Raw genomic sequence first — 23,635 nt, 5'->3', positions numbered from 1 at the left:
TTTGAATATTTAAGAAACTAAAAAGCTTTATTTTAAAAAATGCTTGCTTTTAGAATAGTAATTAATTTTTAACCAACCTCTCAAAGCTCTATTTTTTATCAAATAAATAGTCATATGAATATAATAAATTATTAAGAATAATCTTAGTTTTATTGGATTCGGATTTATATTCTTGTAGCGTTGGATACCGACATATAGACGACCAGCTTCTATGTATAAATGGTATTCTGTAAGCTTACCTATCTTTTTTAGGGTGAGGCTACTTTTAGCAACACGAGTATCAGTTGTCTTAAGCTCTGGACAATGCAAGATTCGATAACCATGCTTAATTGCTCTTAAACAAAGTAAAGCATCTTCATAGCCAAAAAAAATGTTTTCATCCCATTTTTCAGTTTTAAAAAAAGCAGCAGTAAACACTGCTGTATGGAGATTTACACACAAAGGCAAATCGCTAGGACTAAAGTAACCTCGAAAAGAAAGTTTTGTAGGCATACCTCCTGTTAAAAAAGTTTTCTCTCTTTCAGAAGTAAGATTTTGGTATATGGCTAAGGCGTTTTTGATAAAGTCGCGATCGATCACTATATCATCATCTATAAAAGCAATTAAATCGGTCTTGGTTAAACTAGTTAATCGTCTTAGGGCAGAATTACGATTTGCACACACACCAGCATGAGAACCAACCACATAGTTTGTATGAAGATATTGTTTTACTAAATCTTGATTTTGCTTTTGTATTTCTGGTGCTGAGGAATCATCTGATACAACTACGCAGTGTGGCTTAATACTTGAGTGCCAGATTGCTTCCAAACATTCTTTTAAAGAATCTACTGCATCAATTGTAGTGATACAAATATAAAATCGCATTTTAGTTAGCTGCCTCCGAACTATCTAAAGCTTTTTCCGCTTTCTTTTGCCGATGAAGTTTTTGATATAATGCCAAATTTTTGTGAGCTATGTTTACCCAGTTATAATCTTGAGCTGTTTGGTAAGCATTTCGTCTAATTCGATCTAACTCAGAGCGATTAAGAATTAATTTTTCCAAGGCATCCTCTATTGCTTTACTATTTCGTGAAGGAATTGAAATACTATTATGACGATCTGTTAATAATTCTGTTAAACCTAAATTAGAGCTGGCGATTGGTGCCAAACCACAAGCCATTGCTTCTACTAAAGCCAGACTAAATCCTTCTGACAAACTGGGAAATAGTTTGATGTGATGAGCTTTGAGCAAATTTGGTAAAGCTTGATGATTGTAATGAGGAACGACTTTTATTTTATGTCTGATATCGGCAGAGAAATTTGATAAAATTAGATCTTCAGCGCAACCAGTACCCACAAAAGTCATTTCTACATTGTCGAAGCGATCGAGAATATGATTCAAAGCTGGAATACTGTACTTAATTCCTTTGCGATCGATAAAGCTACCTACTTGAGCAATACGGATCGTCTCTTTAGGAGACATAAGTGTATTTTCCCAAGGAAGATTGATAAATTCTTCGGGAATACCATTAGGCACGATGGTTAATTTTTCTGAGGCAATTTCTAATTCGCAATCGGCATAATCTCGATCGCGACTGTTTAACATCAAAGTTAAATCGGCATCTTTAATTGAACTCTTCACTTCCCAGAGACGAAAGCCCCCATGATATAGCGGATACTTCCAACTTAAATTTAGATTGCCTCTTGCTGATTCTTCTAAATTTTCTATGTGCATGCTGTGTTCTAAGCCATGACTTCTAGTAATTAGAACGATTTTATTATGGCTAAAATAACGAAACAGCTTTGCCCAAAACCAAGCATCTCCCGTAGAGGCATCGATTACATCAATAGGTTGTTTCTTATAGTGAAATAACAGATGAATAGCTAGCCAATAGGGAAAAACGATTGCCTTAATAATTCCTGGCAGCCTAGAAGGTAAATTGTCCAAAGAAAAATAGCTAACTTGATGTCCAGCTTTTTGATATTCTTGTCCTAGTTTTAAAGTGACGCCAGGAGCACCTGCATTGGGGTCAAGATAATGATGAATGGAAAGAAGTATGTGCATTGTTTTATATGGCGGATAAGCTGGTATTAATTTATTGGTTCGCGCATCCTAAATCTTTGCTATAAAAGCTATAGTCTTTCAAAACAATAAGTTAAATTTACGTCAGCTCAATAATACTATTAAACTACGATTGAGTTGTTGCTATTAATGTAGGTTGCCAGAAAGAAGATCGTATCTTACTCAAGTGGATATTTTTTTTGCCATTGATTCATATGGGAAATAATATACGAAATTTCTACAATCATTGAAGTTACTGCTTTCAAAGAATCTAGAGAAAACCCAAAGTTTAAAATAGCCCTAATACGATAGCTTAAAATGTTTCTTATCAGTTGGACTTTAAAAAATTTCTTCTTCTTTTTGCATCGCCAGTAATATACAAGACTTTCTTGTGATGCTCCTAGTTTATCGCCCCAAAGTCTTCTTCTTGGAGGATGATCGACTATGGCATCTTGAATAAATAAGAAGGTCAAACCCGCTTTTTTAATTCGTTCTCTGAAGTCAACATCCTCCATATAAGGATAGGGAAATTTTTCATCAAAACCACTTATTTCTTGAAAAAGTCTAGCTTTGACGAGCATATTACATGACCATAAATAACCTCCTGTGAGATTAACTGGAGCTTCCTCCATAGGGGAACAAACTCCAGTCTCGCAAGTAGTTTTGCCTTCGTAAACCTGAATATGGGGAGTCAATGCCGAGTAGAATGAAGACAGCCACGAGGAACTGGGTAAACAATCATCGTCAGTAAAGGCAATAAATGAACCTTTAGCATATTTTGCTCCATTGTTACGATTTGCTGCCGCTCCTTTACGGGGACCAGCTAACCATTTGACCCAAGAATAGCGATTACGAATCATTTCCTCAGCAGTTGTTTTAAAGCCGTCATCAGTCACGATTACTTCATACTTCTCGGCTGGCAGTGTTTGAACTCCAGGTGCAAGGCAATTTAAACATTTGGCTAACAAATCATTCCTATGGTAGGTAGGAATAACAACGCTAATTTTAACTTGCTCCATAATTATTTTCCTTTATTATTTGATAAATCTATTAATAGCCACAGTAATTTGTGTTTATCTTTGCTATTCAAATGCTTTATTCAGAAAATCGTTGATCGCTAAAATAGCAAAAAAATTTTTCAATGTTAACTATTACTTTTGCTTATTTCAATTTAAAAACTTCTTAATTGATAAGCAAAAGTAATTTTTAATTTAGATGAGATTCTGAGAATAGTCTTTTTTACAAAAGTCATAAATCTTTTTTTCAGATTGTGAGCAGTTAAAATTATTGGATAGCTATAAAAAAACAATCTATCTAAAATGGCTATTCTATTTTGTTTTAAGTCTTCAATTACCTCAATACATTGGTTGAACACAACCACGTCTGAAAAGTATTTTTCCCAAGTTTTTCTTGCTAAACGACCTCTTTCTTCATATTCAGAGGCATGCATTTCAACTATTTCAACGATATTTTTTATCTCAGATTCTTTGACAAACACTACAAAACTATTCCAATTAGGTCCCATTGGTAAAAACCATTGGTCTGAGATAATAATTGGCGCTACTCCTAGTTTCATCACCTCATAAAGTCTGATACATCCCAAACCCGCGCCTTTGGGACACACAGCAAATTTTGACTTTTGAATTATGTCAACATAATTTTTTTGCATCTCTTTACGATTTTGTTGATTGACATTCCAGTGATTGTATTTGTTTGTACAACGTATTAAAATATCATCACGTTGGAAGTTTAACTTTAGCAAACGTTTTCTAGTCCAAGAAGTTGAAGCGCCAATAAAAGAAAATAAATATTTTTTGTTTAAATTAGCATCGTGAGAAAAATTTATAAATTGGTTGCGATTTTGATTTCCTTGGTAAAGCTCGTATAGATAAGCGCATCCCCGCATGAGAGGTTTATGTAAAAAAGAGAAAGATTTATTCGCATTTATATACAAACCTGACAGAAAAAATAGGGGATCGTCTACATTATTTATTACGTAACATTTATCTAAATGCTTGGTTAAAAATCTTTTCAAAGACGAATTCATTAAATGCGCGTGTGTAATGATGATAATATCAGCCTGCTCTATATTGTCGACAATAGTATGGATTTTAGGTTGAGCAATAGAAGCTAATTCTTGAAGATATTGTGTCTTTTTTGGATCGTCGATATCGGGCAATATGTATATTTTCATGTGATTATTCTACCCAAACTAAAAAACTATAATTTATTTATTTGTGTATTCTGATTGATGCTGCATTTGATGATATTTCCACAGCGCCCCTTGCTTTACTAATAGCTCTTTATATCCTCCTTGTTCGACAATTCTGCCTTGTTCTAGAACCACGACTTTATCCGCTCGGGCAATAGTAGATAATCGGTGGGCAATGGCAATTACTGTTCTGCCTTTAGACAGTTTTTCTAAAGATTCTTGGATTAACTGTTCGGTTATAGAATCTAGGGCACTAGTTGCCTCATCTAAAATTAAGATGTCAGGATTTCGCAGCAAAGCTCTAGCGATCGCAATACGTTGGCGTTGTCCTCCCGAAAGTCTAACTCCTCGATCTCCTAATACAGTATCTAAACCATTTGGTAACTCTTCAATAAATTCAAGTGCGTGTGCCTGTTGTGCTGCTTGCCAAATATCTTTTTCGTAGATTTTTTCTAGACCATAGGCAATATTATCTCCAACTGAAGCATTGAAAATAAAGGTATCTTGGCTAACAATCGCCATTTTTTGTCTTACCGTAGTAATATCAAAGTTCCGCAAATCTTCTCGATCTAATAAAACTGACCCTACCGTAGGATCGTAAAAGCGAGGAATTAGATCTGCTAAGGTACTTTTTCCAGCTCCAGATGCGCCTACTAAAGCTGTGACCTTACCTTTTTCTATACTGAGTTCGATTTCTTTGAGTATTAAATTATTTGACTCGTAACCAAAATCTACTCCAGAGAAATTAATACCCTGTTTTAATCCTGAAAATTTTAAGCTACCGTTATCTAAGTAAGGCTTATCATCTCTTCTAAGAAGTTTTTGGATATCATTGATAGAACCTTGAAAACGGCTGAGATTTTCTCTCATAGCATTTACTTGACCTACCAAAGGCATCATCCGAAACAAGACAAACATAAATGCTAGCAGAGACGAAACCTCTAAGTTGCCTTCAGAAATCATGAAACTAAAGGCAATCACTACCATCAGAATCAAGATATTGCTTGCAACTGCATCTGCTATGGGATACACCAATGATGATATAGAGGCTACTCGTTCCTCTGTTTTGACTATTCGATCGCTAGTTTGATAAAACCGTTGACGTTCAAAATCTTCAGTTGCTGAAGCCTTGACGGTGCGAATACCGTTAATAAATTGAATAGCAGTTGAAGCAAACTGTGCATTAGCTTTGGGTACGGCGAAACTTGCCTCGCGAACACGACCAATTAGCGATGATAGTCCCACTGATAAAAGACCATATAAAGCAATTGTTCCCAAAGAAAGTTGCCAAGATAGCCAAAACATAGCAGCTATATAAGCTAGCAATGTAGACCCTCTGGTAATCAGGTCACAAAATACTTCAAACGCTTGTTTGACTTGATTAATTTCATTGGTCAGAGTGTTAAAAATATTTCCCGAATGGCTGGTCGTGTAATACTTTAAACTCAAGCTTTGAAGCTGCTCGAATAATCGCTTACGGAGGCGATCGCATAAATTAGCTTGAGCTAATTTGGAGTAGTATCTTCCTAAATAAGTCAAGACTGCTCGCAACCAAATAATTACGATGATTAAGGCTGATAAACGATAGATACGACCTGTTGGGGATGCTTTAGTAGCTAATAAACTCGTGTCGAACCATTCAATTCCAGTTGTCAAAGGAGGATTTTGTGGGTCCGTTAAAACCTGTAGAAAAGAAGCAATTAGACCAACAGTCGCACCTTCTAGAATAGAGGCAAGCAAAGTTGTAATTAGAGCAGCAATAGCTATGGAGCGAAAGTGTTTAAATTCTCGAAAAAGAAGGTAATTATCCTGCCAGAATTTATTTTTTTTTATTAAACTATACATAAAAAGAGAAATATTAGACTTGTTGGGAAATAAAACTGAAGAGTAATAAAATAGAAATTGGATTTTGAATTTAAATTGAGTTTAAGCAGCCATCAAATAAAAATTCCATCTTGGAGTTGGACATAGTTAAATAAATTTAATTTGATTGGACTACAATCTCGAAGAACCTATTCCCAAGTTTTCTAACCATAGTTTAATTAAGGTTTTAAGTTTAGATACTGGTCTATGTTCCCACGAATTTTGCCAGGTCAAACGGCTTAATTTCCACAAATTATGTTGCTTGCCTAATTTGTACTGCAACCACTGATAGGGCCAGCGATCGCTCAAACTAATTTTGAAGTCTAGATTATGTTTATTTAAGATGTGGTTTACAGTATTAACTCTCAGGCGATCGTATTCAACCGCCCGTTGCCATTGATTATCTTCTTTACTCCAGTTATTTGAATCATGAATGCGAAACTGGGATAAAACTAAATCTATGCCAACTACTTCGCCCAAAAAAGGAGCGAGATCTGCTAAATAAGCATCTGCACAAAGTCGATATTCTGCTTCGGGTATATCCATTACTGCGGTAAGAAACTGACGAGAAAAACTTAATGCCGTAGAAGGAGGAAAAGGCCACCAACCGCCAGATTTATTTACTAACTGACTAATATTTCCTACAATAGGTTTATAGGGTGGCCAAGGTTTTCCGATAGGTTTATCGGTTGAATTAATGTTTTGAACTTTGTGGTATACCACCGCAGCCTGGGAATAATTATTAAAAGCTGTAACTATTTGCTTTACTTTTGATGGCAGCCACAAATCGTCAGCATCTAATAAACAAATAATTTCTCCTTTACTGGCAGCAAATCCCACATTTATTGCCGAAGCTTGTCCACCATTTGCTTTGAAAATCGCAGTAATACTATTTTGATAACTTCCAATTATTTGTCGGGAATTATCAGTAGAACCATCATCGACCACAATTATTTCAACATGAGGATAGGTTTGATTAATAGCACTATCAATTGCCGATGCCAAATAGCGATCGTAGTTATAGTTGTTAATTAAAATACTGACCAAAGGATTGAAGTTCATTAATTTAGATTAACATTTAAAATAGTAAACTGATGACTGCAATAATTAAAGCAATTACAGCAACAACAGAAACAGTTACCATATATCTGCGAAAATATTTAATCCGCTTGTTTAAATCATGAATATAAGATAATTGTCCTTCTACTAAAGTTTGAAGCCGGCTTATCTCTGTTGAGTGTTGTTTGCATTCTTTTGATGTTTTGCGAAGATCATCGAGCAAAGGCTCGACATTTGATTTAAAATTAATAATCTCTTGAAATACTTCTCGTTGTTCATTTTTTAGCCTACCAAAATGTTGTTTTATTTCTGCTTCTGTATGTTCAAATTGATTAAATTTTTGGTGTGATTGTTGTACATAACTTTGGATTTGTCGTTTGGCTGGATTAAGCTGGATTATGGTTTCTGATAGTTTTAATTCTGGTGATCCAATATGACTTTCTCGATAAACTTTACGAATTTGCTCAATAATCTCCTTTGCCTTGGCAGTTTTAGAAATATAACTATTTGCCCCAACGTTCATTGCACTACTTCGATAAGATTCTTGTTCACTACCGCCGAGAATAATAACTTTGGTTTCAGGGAAATTTTGGACAATTTTCTTGGTTGCAGTCAATCCATCTATGACTAGCATATTAATATCAATCAAGGCAATATCTGGGCGCAGTATGGCAGTTTTTTCCAAGGCTATTTCAGCGTTATTTGCCCGTCCAACTATTTGTAAATCTGGTTCGGTTTCTAGTGAAGTTTTTAAGGTCTCACACAAAATATCTTGGTAGTCTACTAATAAAATACGAATCATTTAATTATTAAAAGAGCATGTAATATTGAGTGTTTTCTGGTTATGAATACTTGGAATATTATAGTTAAGCGATCGGTGTAAAATTAATTGCTTAGTTGAAATAAAGAACAAGAAACGCAAAGAAATGGTTTAATTCGCGTCAGCAGAAGGAAGCTCTTGGAGCATCGATTCCCATTGTGGTTGGTATATTGTTCGCAATTTAGCTTCGCTAGCTTCGCCACCATCGGCAACAATTCCTAATACATTGAACTGGCTCAAAAGAGTATTGGCTTGTGATAACTTGGATTTAGTAATGCGATCAATTTTTTCCGTTAAAACTATTCCCTGACAATATTGGGCAGTTTGCAGCATATCAACATAGCCTAAAACAGGAGGAGAACTTAATAGTACTAAGTTGTAGTTACGTTTAAAAGCGAACATTAATTCTGTAATTCGAGAGGAACTAAGCAACTTAACTGGATCGCCTACATTAGAACCAGCGGTCAAAACATCAATTTCTTCGTTTAGTAGTGAAACTGTTTGAATATGGGCATCAGTAACTTCCCCCGTCAAGACTTCTGATAATCCTCGTTCATTACTTACCTTTAACTTTTGGTGAAGACTAGGAAAGCGGAAGTTAGTATCAATTAGCAATACCTTTTGACCAGTACGTACTGCACTTGATGCCAAGCCCAACATCAAGGTTAAGCTATCTGCCCCTGATTCGATAGAAGTAATTAGTAATGATTGATTTTTATTCAAACTTAGCTGCTTGACATTTTGATAAATCAAATCCAAAGATTCTCTGAGGGGTCTAAGATAAATGGTTTGTTCTATTGAACGATCGCGATCGCTAAACTGATTTAGTAATAGCTCTGAGTTTTCCTGGTTGATATTATCGGTAGGTAGTTCGGGGATTACACCCAACAAAGTTTGAGCGGATTCTTGTTCTAGCTGTTGGGGACTATGCACTGTGTCATCTAGGATGTCTCTGCCTAAAGCTGCGCCAATTCCCAAAAATGAGCCAACCACTAAACCTGCTAACAATGTTTTTAGTTTGCTAGAAGTTTCATCTTCTCCGAGGGCCGGTGCTTCTACCACCTGCCACTTTAAACCACCGCGATCTATTTCAATACCTAGCTTTTGTCGAGCTGTTAACAGTTCATTTATTGTGTCTCTGCGTACATCAACTTCTGGTTTCAAACGATTGTATTCGGCAATTAAACTGGGAAAACGATCTATTTCTAGTTGAAGTTTTTCTTCGGCTGCATTTAAACTTTTTTCTTTAGCTTTAAGAGAGTCTAATTGAATTTCTAAATTCGCTAGTTGATTTGCCGATTGTAAGTCATTATCACCTAGTTGTCCCTCTTTCATTAAGTTGACTTGTGTTAGATTCAAATTTTCAGGAGCAGTCCCCAAAATGTTTTGAGCTTCTGCTTTTAACATAGAGCGTTCTTTTTGTAGTTGTTCTTCAAGGTTTTGCACTACAGGATCGCTCGCTTTAAATCTAGCTTGTCTGGCGTTAAGAGCCAATTCCGTTTTCTGCATCTCTTCTAATAGAGTTGTATAGCGAGAAGACTGGCTCAGACGAGCTGCAACCGAAGTTTGCTGAGAAGAACGTTCTAGCTGCTTTTGCCAAGCATTGTACTGAGCGAGAGCATTTTGATAATCTACTTGAACCTGGCGCTTTTGAGCCTGAATGTCTTTGAGATCTGATGCCGCGCTGCTGGCTCTTTGTACGGGATCGATGAGATTATTAGTTTTACGAAAATTTTCTAGAGCATTTTCTGCTTCGGTTACTTTTTGACGAGCAATGGGTAGTTGGGCATCAATAAAGGATAGTCCTTGAGATAGTCTTTCTTGCTGTTGTTCGAGGGTATAGTCTTGATAGACTTGAATGATTGTTTCTAATACTTGTTTGGTTTTTCGAGGATCGTTATCGGTATATTCAGCTTCAAAAACCGTAGTTTTGACGCGATCGTCTTCGTAGTCATCTCCTTGGACTTGAGAAATAACAAAGTTATCTTCTAATGTCTCTAAATCTAAATTAGGATATTGGGATCTTAAGGCTTTTCTGGCTTTTGCTAATAACTCCGAACTACGCATCACTTCTAGTTGAGTAGCGTAGTTTTCTACTTCTACATTTAGCTCCTCATAAACGTTTTTCTGTAGATCCGATTCCTTGCTCCGGTATACAGACTCAATTAATAATTGAAAAGAGCTTCCGTAAACAGATTCTTTAGTTAAAGCGAACACTGCCGCTAACAATAAAGTTCCACCTAAAATGCCCAAAAACCAGTTGCGCCGACGAATTAAAATAGCAAAGAGCTTACCATAACCTAAATCAGTATCTAATTCTACTTCTGATATCTTGCTCTCGTTTGTTATTGCTGTCATTATTTAAAAACTGTAATAATTAATGGTTTGAAAAATCGAATATCAAAATTTAGTTAATGTTACCGCAATGGTTTTATAGTAAGTAAATATTTCTCAGATTTCTCATAAGTTGTCGATCAAGCCTTGGTTAATAGTAAAGTTGCAAAAGTAAAGTTGTCCCACAGAATATAGAGTTTAGTTAAGATTGACCTGGTTGATTTTGCTGATTTGCTCCAGCAATTTTGGCTCGACTAAATCAGCAATAGAGCGATCGCAAACAGATTCAATTACCTGGGTTACTTTTTCAAAAAACACTAGTTCGGAGAAGTTAGATAGAGCATGATGTCTAATTTGACGACCATCCCACTGTATTTTTTCCGCAGCTAAAATTGCTTGTATTAATGCATCGGCAGTTTGGGACTTAAAAAAAACACCCGTTTTACCAGGTATTTGGGTATCTAATACGCCTCCTGCTCCATAGGAAATTACTGGTGTACCGCTCGCATTGGCTTCTACAGGTACTAAACCATAATCTTCTAAAGCAGCTACCACTACTGTCTTAGCTTTTGCCATCAGCTCTCGTCGTCGCCGATCGCTGACATAACCTAAAAACTGGATGTTATCATTTGCTTGAGCTTCTAACTGTTTTCTTTCTGGCCCATCGCCAATGATCCACAATGGTAGTTGTAATTGATTAAAAGCTTCGATAATTACAGCGACTTTTTTATAGCCAAACAAACGACAAGCAACTAAATAAAAATCATCTTTGCTGTCTGAGAAATAGAAGTTTTTGCTATCAATAGGATAATTGATGGTAACTGACGTTCTACCATAATATTGCCTAATTCTCTCGGCAACAGTACTAGAATTAGCAATATACAAATCTGGTTCACTAGCATATTTTAGATCGACTTTTCGCATATGACTAAATACCTTCTCAATTAAAAAATAGTATTTCTTATAGTTAGAATACTGTTGCAGATAAGTCGGTGTATCCCAGAGGAAGCGAGTTACATTGTGACAAAAACAGATATGTGTTGCCGATGCTTTGGTGCGAACAGCTTTAGCAAAACTACTGGTGCTGCTAATTACTAAATCGTAATCGCCTAAATCTATAGTTCTAAACATTGGATAATAAAGTGGAGCAAACAAACGAAAGTATCGAGTTGCTCCTGGCAAATATTGTAAAGCGGTAGTATTGACCTGGCGATTTCCTAAACTGATAGTATTATCCGGGTTATATACGGATGTAAAGATGTCTGCTTGGGGAAAGTAACTGCACAATAGTTCAAAGACCCTTTCTGCTCCTCCCCTCTGTGTTAAATAGTCATGTACTAAGGCGATTTTCATGCTATATCTTGTCATTCAAACGTAGTTTAAAATACGAAGCTACAAATAAAACTATTAACTTTAAGCTTGTTTTCTTAATTAGATTAAAATTGCATTAAATTGTATTTAAGTAATAATACTAGTAAATATATAGCAAAAAATAACAAATAAATCTAAAAAGAGCTTAATATCGGTGCTCGTTGGTTAAGATGGCTGGCTACGCTAGACAAAATTGAGATTAATCACAAACGTAACTTTATGTAAATTGTCATGAAAACTTTACAAATAGGCATGGGCTGGTTTCCGGAACAGTCAGGAGGACTCAACCGCTATTATTATGGTTGTAGTCGGTATTTACCAAAAGTTGGTGTAGACATTCAAGGATTACTCACTGGTTCTGAGCAAATTGCAGCTATTACTCAACAATCGATTCAAGCTTTTGCTCCGACTGAAACCTCCTTATTAAATCGATGGCAGGGAATTAGACAGTCAGTAAAACAATTAGCATCGACAGAATACGATTTGGTTGTGGCACATTTTGCGCTTTATACTTTTCCCATTCTCAATCAACTCGGCAATCTTCCTCTGGTATTTCATTTTCATGGTCCTTGGGCATTGGAAAGTGATGTAGAAAGCCAAAAAGCACTAGAAGCTTGGGTGAAAAAAACTTTGGAACAAATTGTTTACCGTCGAGCAAGCCGTTTTATTGTCCTTTCTCAAGCCTTTAAAGACATACTCCATCAACAGTATGCTGTACCCTTAAATAAAATCCACATTATACCTGGGGGTGTAGATCTCGAACAGTTCCAAATTTCTAGTTCTCGGGCTGAAGCTAGGATTGAACTTAACTGGGAACAAGAGCGAACGATTCTCTTTTGTATACGGCGACTAGCAAAACGGATGGGTTTAGAAAATTTGTTAGAGGCGATCGCAATTGTTAAGACTCAATATCCAGAGGTTTTATTATATATTGCAGGGCGGGGTGCTTTAGCTGAAACATTGCAGACACAGATAACCGAATTAAAATTGACTAATCATGTCCGTTTGTTAGGTTATTTACCAGATGAACAGTTATCTGTAGCCTATCGAGCAGCTAATTTTTCTGTGGTGCCGACTATTTCCTTTGAAGGGTTTGGATTAATTATCATTGAATCTTTGGCAACAGGAACACCAGTATTAGGCACGCCTATCGGCGGAATTCCCGAAATTTTACAGCCATTTTGTCCTGATTTGTTGTTTGAAGATACCTCTGCTGATAAATTGGCTCAAGGAATCATTGAAGTGCTATCTCAAAAACGTCAGTTACCTAATAGTGAGGCTTGTCAAGCTTATGCCAGAGATAACTATGCTTGGTCAGTAATTGCCCCACAAATCAAATCGGTTTACGAGCAAGCGTGCTAGGGAATTACTGATTTAATGAAAAGAGCGATAATAAAACCTTCCGAGTTTTTAAGTTGTAGTGATGAGCTTTTGATTAACTTTAATTTCTTCAATCTACTTTTTAGATCCTGGTAGAGCAATCTCTCTCATTAAAAACTTTTTATTTAAACTCAGGCGCGATCGATTGCTGAATTTTTCGTACAATATTGACACGTTCATAATCGCGAATAGCTCTTGCACGTGCAGCTACTCCTAATTCCTCGCACAAAGTTTGATTTTTCAACAATTTTACGCATGATTCAGCAAATGATATTGAATCATTAGCTAAGATAAATTCTTTGTTATGCTGAAACTTAAGACCTTCAGCACCTAACTGGCTGGCAACAATTGGTTTACCATAGGCTGCTGCTTCAACCATTTTTACTCTCGTTCCTGCGCCTGAAAATATTGGGCAACAGACTATGCGAACTCGCTGATATAGCTCATCAAGATCGTCGACAAAACCAGTAAATTCTAAACCAGGAATACTACGATTGTGAAAAGAATTAATTTGGCTTGGTTCTTTCCCTGCAATTATTAAGCGAGCTTCTGGGATTTCTCGATATATATGAGGCCAAACTTTCTCAATCAGGAAATTTGCAGCATTAACATTTGGTTGATAAATATATGAACCAATTAGAAGTAAAGTAGGTTGATTTGTAAGAGGTTTAAATTTGGGAATAGCAACCGAATTCGGCGCACTAACTACTTGGGAGAGACCAAATTGTTTGGTAAGATAGTTGCGGTCTTGTTCAGAACAAACAAAGGTTTTGTGAGATAGAGCGATCGCTTTATACGTTCCCCACCATAGTGCAGGCACCTGTAAGTAATATGGCAACGATTTAATTGGGTGACTAGGTGGCTGTCTTAACTTACGGATAAATGATACTGGTTCGAGATCGTCTAGGTCAAAAAAGATTGGCGGTAATCTTTTTTTGGTCATCATAGCGGGACACATTGATAGAAGTCTGTGAGCAAAGATCGCGTCAGGTTCACGACGAAGACATTCTTCAAATGAAGTAACTTGAAAAGAACCTGCGGTAACAATATATCCAGGGTGTTTAAAAAAATTCAATATGCCATAACTTTGAGTTTGCCACTTTGAAGATGCTTGTTTAGGGGTGAAAAGATGGCAAAAGAAGAAGTTAATCTCAGTATTCCAGCGAAGACAAAAAAAATTATTTATTTTCGCAATATTATCAGCTGTAATATTTGTTTCTGACGCTACAAACCATAAAACATCAAGATGAGCAATTTCTTTGATAGCATCAACGAACATTTCCATTCTGTTGTGTATACCATGAAGACCTTTGTTATTCCAATCATTAGGTGATACTGAAGAAATAATAAATAATACTCGCATTTTAGTGTTTATATATTGTACTCAAAAGATTATTTCCAGATCTACAAAGATTTTATTAACGATTATGTAGAGAATATAAATTTCAAAAATTATAATTTGCGCAATAAGTTTAATACTTCTAAAGTATCTTTCAGCATTTTAGCTTCAGAAAATTTCTCCACTACTTCAACTTTTGCTGCTTCAGCCATGCACATCATATCAGTAGGGTGAGTTAAAGCCCAATCGAGTTTTTGTTGTAAATCATAGCTATTGCCCGTAGTAAAAAGCAACCCGCTTTGTTGGTGAGTTATTATTTCAGGAATTCCACCAGTATCAGATGCGACTATAGGCAAACCACATATCATTGCTTCTAAAACAGCAAAAGGTAAGCCTTCTTGATAGCTAGGAAACAAAAATAAATCCGCAGCGGTTAAAAGACGAGGAATGTCATCGCGGTATCCCAAGAAGGTTACTTTTGCCTCTACTTTATATTTCCGTAGTAAATCTTCTAGATGCGCTCGATCTTCCCCATCCCCTACCCAGACAAAATGTACTTGGGAAAATTTACCAATAATTTCGGGAATAATTGGAATTAAATAATCGTGTCCTTTCTGCGAATGAAGACGAGCAACAGTTAATAATAATTGGCTAGTTTCTATTAAACCTAATTCTTGCCTAATTTTAGACCGTAACTTATGTTTGTTAATATCTAATTTAATAACTGAATCTTGTTTAATTCCATTATAAATACAGCTAAATTCTTGAGGAGATAAATCAAATTCTTGAGCTAAACATTTGCGATTATAATCAGAAATTGTAATCCACTGTTGATTTCTACTTTTTGCCCAATTATAAGCTTGTAACTTTCTCGGACTAAATGATGCAGGAAAAGGAATTAGATGAAAAACAACTGCAGTAGGAACTTTTAATAATCCGCATACCCAAAGAACAATGAAACCTAGATGATGAGCTGGGAGGTTGAGCAATACGACATTAGGTTTGACTCGATATAATAGCTTGCTTGTTCTTAGTAACCTTAACAAACTGGCTTTGATAGAAGCCAGCTTACTACCTTCTACATTACCAATGTCCAAGCGATGATATTTTATGTTTTGTTGGGTAAAATCATCAATCAAAGAAGTAGTACCAGGAGTATTAGGTAATGCAACTTGTATTTTCCAATCAACTTTTAAAGCTGCCTTAGCAATTTTAAGAGTATATTCTTCTGCTCCTCCTCTTTGAATGGAAGGAAGAATAATTAGTAATTTCATTATTAATATTTTAACTCCATCCTGCTGTTTGAAATATCATCAATTAAACAATTTTTAAGCATAATTGATTATTGTTTGATAAAAACTTGTATTGCTGTTAAATGTAATTTTAGGTACGAAAGCAACGCATAAATGAAAATAATAATGCCTAGCATTTCTAAAAATTCTTCGGCAATCATAATCAAATTATATGTTAAATTGCTAGTACGATAGAGGCTATCATAAAAGGCAGAAAGCATTTCTAGACCCAATCCTCCCATTACAAAAATAGCTCCAGCAATTAGAAATAAATGTCTAATCTTGGTAGGAAGATGAATGATAAATTTTAAATATGCTAGTGCAAAAATAATAATTGCAGGAATTGCTAAAATTACCCATGAATAATAGAAAAATCCATTCTTAAATGATTCTCCCAAAATATCGCCCATATTTTCATGAATCATAACTACTTCGTCAATCGACATTACCATAAAAATAATTGATAGCATTGCCCAGTGGCAAAAATAAGGCTCTTTTCTTCTGCCTTTAACAATAGCTATAACCATTAACAATGTTGCACAAATTAATAAAGCGAAAGATGAATACCATGTTGGAATACTAGAGTCATCACCAACGTTTAATAGTCCTATAAATCGATCTAGTCGCCGAAAACCCAGAACATATTGGATAAAAAATCCTGCTAAATTTACCAAAGTAAACCCCACAACTATTAAAGTCAGAAATTTGGCAATTTTCTTAGGAGAAATAGATATCACTAGATTAGAAGACTGTTTTGACATAAACTTTTAGCGATCGCTTGTACTTTAGAGAGATTGCCATACTGCTATTAATTACAGCATTATCAACAAATAATTCTTAATTATTGAAGTTTACGCTGCCAAAATAGCGCTCGCTTGCTTGTACCATTGAATCAAGATCTGATCAAAGAAAAGGGTAAAGTTTTGCCTACTAAGCGAAATATTTTCTTTTTAAACTTATTTAACCAAGGATGATGATAAGCCCAAAGAGATTGTCGTAGAGATTTCCAAATACTTGCATCAGTAACTTCTTGTTCTAATAGATATTTTTCTATCCAATTTAAGAAAAACAAATGGCTGGCATTTACTTGACCTGTTTTCCTGGCAATTGAAACACAAGAATCGGGGTGTTTACGATATTTAGCTCCCCAAGCGTTGGTAATGAATACTGAGTGATTGAGAAATATCTTGGCATAAAACGCTTGATCTTCATACATTCCTCGAAATTCCTCGGCGAAACCACCGATTTTTTGTAAAGCTTCGCTTTTAATCACTAGACTTGTAATACAGGGTGCAGAAATTTTTTCTTTAATTAGAAGCTCAAATAGCTTTGGTGGCTCAACTAAAATTTCAGAATCGATTTTCAAGTCATATAAATGATCTCGATCTCGATCTTCAGAATTCTCTGTCCAACTGTACCACTTCAGAGTATTTCCATAAACCATACAGGCTTGAGGTTGCAGATTCAAAAGATTGAGATATTGTTCTAGGTTATGGGATAACCAGACATCATCGGCATCTAAAAAAGCAATATATTTACCGTTGGCATTAGCAATTCCCAAATTACGGGTAGCACTCATACCTTTATTTTGATGATTTTTATGTTCGAGATAACGTATTTTCTGGGGGAATTTTTCGATATATCGGCACGCTATTTGAGTGCTATTATCTGTAGAACCATCGTCAACAAGTAACAGTTCCCAATTGTCATAGGTTTGATCTAAAACACTCTCAATTGCTTGTTCAATGAATTTTTCTCCGTTGAAGAAAATCATAATCACAGAAACTAAAGGATTAGCATTCATTAAATATTACTGTTGATTTGCTTAAAAATTCGACGTACTGCCTAAACTAATAATAATTCTTGTAGCTGCCGAGCAAAAGTTTCCCCATTGCAATCATAAACAAGAACGCGAGGAAGTTGAAATCGATTTTCGCTTTGTCTTACCATACCAGCAAAGTTAGAACAGGTACAAGTAAAACCACTTTCCCGCACGATTTCAACTGTGTCTTTTGTATAATCACTTTTTGAACCGTGAGGATAGGCAAAACTTGGCACCCGATGTCCTAGAATGTCCTCTAATATAGCTTTACTATGCTGAATTTCTTGACGTTGTTCTTCTACACAAAGAGAAGACAAAACAGGATGGTTAAGAGTATGCGCTCCTACTTCTATTAAGCCATCTGCTGCTAATGTTTTAACTTCTTCGGGTAACATAATCCGATGAGTCGAACGTGGGTTTAAACCCATGCCACTCCATCGAGCAACTTCTTCTAAAACAGAGCATCTTTCTTTGATAGATAATGGATTTAAAACTTCATGGAGTGCGCGAAATAAGCGATGACGTTGGCTGGGATCTTCTGATTGATAAAAATGCCAATGGCGATCGCGCTGCTGCTCATCTGTGCTATAGTTAGCATCATTTCCTAGATGCCACTGATAATGTTGATCTTTAATTGTTAACTCTAGTGTTTGTGGTACAATTCCAGGTTGCAGCAGCAGTCTTTCGACTTCATCCCACCAAAATTCTTTTTGCTGCCCAACATAACCAGATGTTACAAACACAGTAGCGGGAATTTGATACTTGTTTAACAAAGGTTTAGCCTGATAGAGATTATCAGCATAACCATCATCAAAGGTGACCACAATTCCCCTATGAGGTATATTCCCTGCCTGTAATGATTCAACTAACTGACATAGACTCAAGATCGTACAGCCCGAATCTTTTAATACGGCTAGATGTTCGGCAAAGTTTTGAGGAGTAACATTCAATAAATAGGGGTCTAAGGGTAAATCGGCAATGCGATGGTAGAGAAGAATTAGTACTCCATCTCTCCACCTATTGATATTTTGTCGAACCAATTTTTTAAACTTATTAATTACCCGCATTGCAATTATATTCCTTTTGGTTTCTCTGCTCTAACTGTGATTAAAAGAGGATAGCAAGGATCTTTGTAATCCAATTCTTTTTGGCTCAATTCAGCAGTACATAATCCTTGCAAAAACGCGATCGCACTTTTGACATTACCATGAACTTCTACTTGAATACAATCTAAAGGAAAAAACTCTTCAAAAAGATGTTGTGTAGAATAGCTGGTAAAAGACCAACACCAATAACTAGACCATTCATCCGTTGCCAGTTGGCTAATGCCAGGTACAGTTAACAATACGACTCCACCTGGTTTGAGAATGCGATAAATTGTTTGCATTGCTAGTCGAAAATCATAAACTAGGTGCAAAGTTTGAGTCAAAATAAAGCAGTCAAAAGTATCGGAAGGAAGACAATCAGCATTAGTTAAATCGCCTACAAAAGTAGCCAGGGGATTTCCTTCTTTGACGTGCATTACATCTCTAGTGGTGACACGCTTCCCGCCAAACTCTTTAGTATAAGAATCATCGCCAATTTCTAAAACTCGCCCCTGAATATCACCACCGTGATAAGCTAAAAACTTTTCGATATAATAGCGATCGATAGGAAGACCGCGATCGTAACCAAAATCTCGACTTAAGGGTGTTAGCTTATTAAAACTGCCAAAATTTACCCAACCCACAGGTGGAAACTGACCCCTTAATAGATTTTTTAAAGCAGCAATTCGCCTCAACTGATTCTTCATTCTTCTCTTCCGAGATCGCACTGGTTGAAAAAGCTTGGTTAAAAAGGGATAACGATACGATCGCAAAAGTTTCTGAACCGTTTCCTCAAGTTGAGGATCGTTCTTATCTTGTTGAGATAAATACTCCTCCAACCAATTCAGCATAGTTTTTTTGGCTATCTGAGTCTTTCCTGTGGCATGAGAAACCGAACAACAAGCCTGGGGATGTTGCCGATAAATATACCAACACTCACTAGATAAGAATGCGGGAAACATCGAACATAGTTTTGCATGAAACGCTTGATCTTCATACATTCCCCGAAAAGAAACTTCATAACCGCCTACAGCTTCTACACAACTACGTCTTACTAAAATGTCACACAAAGAAGCCCACTCATCCTGTAAAAAAAGTAATAATAGGTCGGGTGGTTGAATAATAGTATTAAGGGGCAAATTGAACTTTTGCAAAAAATCTTTATTTTGATCTTCATGATCTTTCGTCCAGCTATACCACCATTTTGTTCGACCTCCTACCAAGGCTACTTGGGGATAAGTTTCCAAAATGGCTATTTGTTGTTCTAGTTTTTGGGTAGTCCAGAGATCGTCACAATCTAAAAAGCCGATATATTCGCCTCTTGCATTATTAATACCAAGGTTACGCGAAGCACTCATTCCCAAGTTTTGATGACCTTCATGTTCTAGATAGCGAATTTTTTCGGGATATTTTTCTACATAATTTTTGGTAATTTCCGTGCTTCGATCTGTTGAGCCATCATCTACTAACAATAATTCCCAATTATCATAAGTTTGAGCTAATATGCTGTCTAACGCTTCTTGGATAAAGCGATCGCCGTTTAGAAAGATAATAATAATAGAAGCTAAAGGTTTTTCAGCCATTTTAATAATTTGATATATATTTTTTTATATTGAGATCTCACAAAGTAGTTCTATTTTTTTCTGGATCGAACATTAAGTTCCAGGGGTGAGCATCTCCTAACGTTAATCCATGTTGCGCTAATTCTATCGCCAGTTCGAGCATTGTTAACATACCATCCTTAAGCATGGCTGCACACCATTCATTAGGATAGGAATTAAAACGAATCATGCGGTGACGAATTACTAGGTCGTAACTTTCTAGTGTTAGGGAAGTTAATTCACTTTCAATCAATAAACCTTTTTTGCTGAGTTTTTGTATTAATCCAGTTTGAAAAAGGTTTTTAAAAAATGTAGCTTTTTCTCCTTTGATTGCTCGATATATTTCTCCTTGGAATTGAAATAATCTAACTGTACGATCGCCGAAAGAATGAGGATGAAACTTGATATCAGATAAAGTTATTTTTTTTTGCTGCATTCCAACTATTTTTTTCCTGTTAAAAAATCTAGATTAGGTGATTTTGGATATAGTAAATTGGCAAGGAACAAAACCTACCGCGCTTGCTCTAAAACCCTCTGATTCTAGATTGAAAACCTCAAATTCAAATGCAGATTCTATATAATCTAAAGCATTTTGTCCCGATGAATTACCAATCTTATCCAGCCACAAGCCTAGGACATAGATACCAGAATTGAGAGATAGTTTTTCTATTGCAAATTTGATAATATTTTTTCCTTTTTTAAGATCGATCTTGTGACCTGTTGTTGCTATATCTGCATTTACCAATTTGATTCCTGACTGGCTATATATGGTAAAAGCAAGACTGTTGACTGATGTTTCTGCTTCTGATTCAATAGTCAACAAAAATTCAAGCGATCCATCTGTATAAGGGCAATAAGCAACATCTGAATTGAGGCTACTATATTGTAATGCAACAAACCGAGCCTCTCCTGTTCCTTGACGACTGACATTTGTCAGATCGATCCACTGGTTTGGTGTGGCTTGATAGGAATTTTGTGATATATATTTTTTAATCGCATCAGAAGTATCATTATCAATCACTAATCGTCCATTTTCCATCATCAGACATCGAGAACATAACCTTTGAATTGCGTCCATGTTATGACTGACAAATAGTAACGTTCGTCCGTTACTTTCGGAAAGATTTTCCATTTTGCCCAAACATTTTTTTTGAAATTGAATATCTCCAACTGCTAAAACTTCATCTACAATCAAAATCTCAGGTTCTAAGTGAGCAGCCACTGCAAAAGCAAGACGTACGTACATTCCTGAAGAATATCGTTTAACAGGTGTATCTAAAAAATTTTCAACTTCTGCAAAATCGACAATTTCATCAAATTTGCGCTTAATCTCTACTTTGCTCATTCCTAGAACTGCACCGTTAAGATAGATATTTTCACGTCCAGTTAATTCTGGATGAAATCCTGTTCCCACTTCTAATAAACTGGCAACTCTGCCGTTGAGATTAATTCGTCCAGTTGTAGGTTCGGTAATTCGGCTTAAAACCTTTAATAAGGTTGATTTTCCTGCGCCGTTTCGACCAATAATGCCAACACGCTCTCCTCTTTTAATTTCAAAGGATAGATCTTTTAAAGCCCAAAATTCTTCGTCAGCAGGACTAGCAACTTTTTTATCCGTTAATCTCGAAATTGCTTGGTTTTTCAGCCAGCCTGTTGTCTCAGCAATGCGATCTCGAAATGTCGGAAAACTACCTTGAATTGCACCACCAACCTTATGACCAATAATATATTTTTTGCCTAAATTTTCTACTTGAATAATTGGCTCACTCATTACTGCTATTTCCCCATCAAATGATATCAGCAAAAGTACGTTCCATTTTTCGAAAATACCAGATGCCGCTAATTAATAATACAAATACCAGTAGTATTGAAAGACTAAAGCCTTGCCAGTAAATCTGAAAATCTTTACCCAAAATTGCCCAGCGGAAGCCGTCAATTACCCCTACTATTGGATTCAAAGAATAGAGTAACCGCCATTTTTCTGGAACAATGTTACTGCTAAATCCCACAGGAGAAATGTATAAACCAAATTGAACAATAAAGGGAACTATGTAGCGAAAATCACGATATTCTACATTGAGGGCTGCTAACCATAAACCACCGCCCATTGCTGCGATAAATGCGATCGAGATAAAAAAAGGTAAGGTCAAAATACGCCATTCAGGCACAAAGTCGTACCAAATCATCAATGCTAATAAAATCATGCCTGAAATTAAAAAGTCAACAAAGCTTACAATTACAGCACTAATAGGTACAATTAGACGGGGAAAGTAAACCTTAGAAATCAAATGAGAATTGGAAATTAGGCTGTTACTACATTCTGAAAGTGCATTGGCAAAAAATTGCCAAGGAAGCATTGCTGCAAAGACTAAGATAGGATAAGGTACACCTTCGGATGGCAGTTTGGCTATCTCACCAAAGACCACAGTAAACACAATCATCGTGATAAATGGTCTAATTAATGCCCAAGCAACACCGATGGCAGTTTGCTTATAGCGCACTAGCAAATCTCGCCATGCTAAGAAATAGAGTAATTCCCTATATTGCCAAATATCACGCCAATATTGATTGTTAGATTTACCTGCTACTATTTTAAGCTTTTTGGCAGTAATGCTCATGATTAACTTAAGCCATGGAATTTGAGATTGTGGATTTTATTCTGGTGTTGTTGCATAAGTTTTAACTTGCTACTTACTTTACGAAAAAGATAAAGGACTTGTATTAACGTTGACCGCAGAACGCGGTCACTTTTTTTGAAGGTTTTTTATCCCCGCCATGAACGATGCTGTGTACTTTCAGCCTTAATTTATAATATTGCCAAGAGTAAAATTTTAAAATGCTAGATTAAATTTGCAGGAACCAAATCTAGGTAATGAATTAGCAATACCGTGTCCGCAACTGGTCTAAATATAATATAAGATTGTATTTCAGAGGAGGTCTAACATCTTTGCTTGACCCAAAAAGAGAACAATGGGCAAATTGAATTAGTCGCAACCTATGAGTAGCAATAATACAAAGTTTTGAATGTTCATAACCTATCGGATGAAAGTTGGTATCAAATATGTTAGCAATATAGTATACCATATGATGCAATAGTAATACCTCTGTCTATTGCTGAAAATCGTATTTATCAAATATCATTACCTAATGGTAGCAAGCAAGTACTGCGGTTATATCACTCCAGTAAAAAAACAGCAGAAATAAAGTCGGAGTTGATGGTACTAGAATACTTGACCCAAATAGTTCCCTTGAAAGTTCCTGCACCTTATTACTACTAAAACGAATCAGCTTTTGATTAACCTGTATGAGAATAAAAAACTAGAACCAACGCCAACGGCAATATTTTCATTTATAACTGGTAAAGCTATCAGTAGTATAATTTCAGAAAAGATTATGTTTTATACTGGGCGAACTCT

Annotated in this window: 19 protein-coding genes; 1 reads left to right on the top strand and 18 read right to left on the bottom strand. The window is 35.9% G+C overall.

The window, feature by feature from the left end; genetic code table 11:
* Positions 1-27 precede the first annotated feature (27 nt).
* From V6C71_24085 to V6C71_24045, 9 genes are all read right to left on the bottom strand, one after another.
* Positions 28-864: a glycosyltransferase gene (locus V6C71_24085; protein HEY9771537.1), complete on the bottom strand. Its 837-nt coding sequence runs from the start codon at positions 862-864 to the stop codon at positions 28-30.
* A gap of 1 nt (position 865) precedes the next feature.
* Positions 866-2,044: a glycosyltransferase family 4 protein gene (locus V6C71_24080; GenBank protein ID HEY9771536.1), complete on the bottom strand. Its 1,179-nt coding sequence runs from the start codon at positions 2,042-2,044 to the stop codon at positions 866-868.
* A 176-nt stretch (positions 2,045-2,220) separates the two neighbouring features.
* Entirely contained in the window at positions 2,221-3,060 is an 840-nt protein-coding gene (locus V6C71_24075) for a glycosyltransferase (GenBank protein HEY9771535.1), read from the bottom strand.
* A gap of 152 nt (positions 3,061-3,212) precedes the next feature.
* Positions 3,213-4,220: an exostosin family protein gene (locus V6C71_24070; protein HEY9771534.1), complete on the bottom strand. Its 1,008-nt coding sequence runs from the start codon at positions 4,218-4,220 to the stop codon at positions 3,213-3,215.
* 48 nt (positions 4,221-4,268) lie between these two features.
* A complete protein-coding gene (hepA, locus tag V6C71_24065; protein HEY9771533.1) occupies positions 4,269-6,110 on the bottom strand; it encodes a heterocyst formation ABC transporter subunit HepA in 1,842 nt (613 codons plus the stop codon).
* 138 nt (positions 6,111-6,248) lie between these two features.
* The gene (locus V6C71_24060; GenBank protein ID HEY9771532.1) at positions 6,249-7,178 is read right to left on the bottom strand and encodes a glycosyltransferase; all 930 of its coding nucleotides are present in this window, start codon (positions 7,176-7,178) and stop codon (positions 6,249-6,251) included.
* Between the two features lie 16 nt (positions 7,179-7,194).
* Positions 7,195-7,977, bottom strand: coding sequence for a response regulator transcription factor (locus V6C71_24055; GenBank protein ID HEY9771531.1), 783 nt, complete (start codon positions 7,975-7,977; stop codon positions 7,195-7,197).
* A 129-nt stretch (positions 7,978-8,106) separates the two neighbouring features.
* A complete protein-coding gene (locus V6C71_24050) occupies positions 8,107-10,353 on the bottom strand; it encodes a capsular biosynthesis protein (protein ID HEY9771530.1) in 2,247 nt (748 codons plus the stop codon).
* 174 nt (positions 10,354-10,527) lie between these two features.
* The gene (locus V6C71_24045) at positions 10,528-11,682 is read right to left on the bottom strand and encodes a glycosyltransferase (protein ID HEY9771529.1); all 1,155 of its coding nucleotides are present in this window, start codon (positions 11,680-11,682) and stop codon (positions 10,528-10,530) included.
* 249 nt (positions 11,683-11,931) lie between these two features.
* On the opposite strand from V6C71_24045, the gene V6C71_24040 reads away from it, so the two are divergent.
* Positions 11,932-13,062 carry a glycosyltransferase family 4 protein gene (locus V6C71_24040; GenBank protein HEY9771528.1) on the top strand — a complete coding sequence of 377 codons (1,131 nt, stop codon included), beginning with the start codon at positions 11,932-11,934 and terminating at the stop codon, positions 13,060-13,062.
* Between the two features lie 139 nt (positions 13,063-13,201).
* Here V6C71_24040 and V6C71_24035 read toward each other — a convergent pair whose 3' ends face one another.
* From V6C71_24035 to V6C71_23995, 9 genes are all read right to left on the bottom strand, one after another.
* Positions 13,202-14,443, bottom strand: a complete 1,242-nt coding sequence (locus V6C71_24035) for a glycosyltransferase family 4 protein (GenBank protein HEY9771527.1) — start codon at positions 14,441-14,443, stop codon at positions 13,202-13,204.
* Positions 14,444-14,532: 89 nt separating this feature from the next.
* Positions 14,533-15,693 (bottom strand): glycosyltransferase family 4 protein, encoded by a 1,161-nt coding sequence (locus tag V6C71_24030; protein HEY9771526.1) that lies wholly within the window; start codon positions 15,691-15,693, stop codon positions 14,533-14,535.
* 68 nt (positions 15,694-15,761) lie between these two features.
* On the bottom strand, positions 15,762-16,472 hold the full coding sequence (locus tag V6C71_24025; protein HEY9771525.1) for a hypothetical protein: 711 nt from the start codon (positions 16,470-16,472) through the stop codon (positions 15,762-15,764).
* A gap of 131 nt (positions 16,473-16,603) precedes the next feature.
* Entirely contained in the window at positions 16,604-17,515 is a 912-nt protein-coding gene (locus V6C71_24020; protein ID HEY9771524.1) for a glycosyltransferase family A protein, read from the bottom strand.
* A gap of 41 nt (positions 17,516-17,556) precedes the next feature.
* Positions 17,557-18,600: a polysaccharide deacetylase family protein gene (locus tag V6C71_24015; GenBank protein HEY9771523.1), complete on the bottom strand. Its 1,044-nt coding sequence runs from the start codon at positions 18,598-18,600 to the stop codon at positions 17,557-17,559.
* A 5-nt stretch (positions 18,601-18,605) separates the two neighbouring features.
* Positions 18,606-20,201 carry a glycosyltransferase gene (locus tag V6C71_24010; protein HEY9771522.1) on the bottom strand — a complete coding sequence of 532 codons (1,596 nt, stop codon included), beginning with the start codon at positions 20,199-20,201 and terminating at the stop codon, positions 18,606-18,608.
* A 37-nt stretch (positions 20,202-20,238) separates the two neighbouring features.
* Positions 20,239-20,655, bottom strand: coding sequence for a hypothetical protein (locus tag V6C71_24005; GenBank protein HEY9771521.1), 417 nt, complete (start codon positions 20,653-20,655; stop codon positions 20,239-20,241).
* Between the two features lie 33 nt (positions 20,656-20,688).
* Positions 20,689-22,023 carry a polysaccharide ABC transporter ATP-binding protein gene (locus tag V6C71_24000; protein HEY9771520.1) on the bottom strand — a complete coding sequence of 445 codons (1,335 nt, stop codon included), beginning with the start codon at positions 22,021-22,023 and terminating at the stop codon, positions 20,689-20,691.
* Complete coding sequence (locus tag V6C71_23995; GenBank protein ID HEY9771519.1) at positions 22,007-22,837, bottom strand: ABC transporter permease; 831 nt, start codon at positions 22,835-22,837, stop codon at positions 22,007-22,009. The genes V6C71_24000 and V6C71_23995 overlap by 17 nt, the downstream gene beginning before the upstream one ends.
* Positions 22,838-23,635: the final 798 nt, after the last annotated feature.

It is taken from the genome of Coleofasciculaceae cyanobacterium, from assembly GCA_036703275.1.
Taxonomy (GTDB): Bacteria; Cyanobacteriota; Cyanobacteriia; order Cyanobacteriales; family Xenococcaceae; genus Waterburya.
This window is presented reverse-complemented; position numbering and strand designations above follow the sequence as displayed.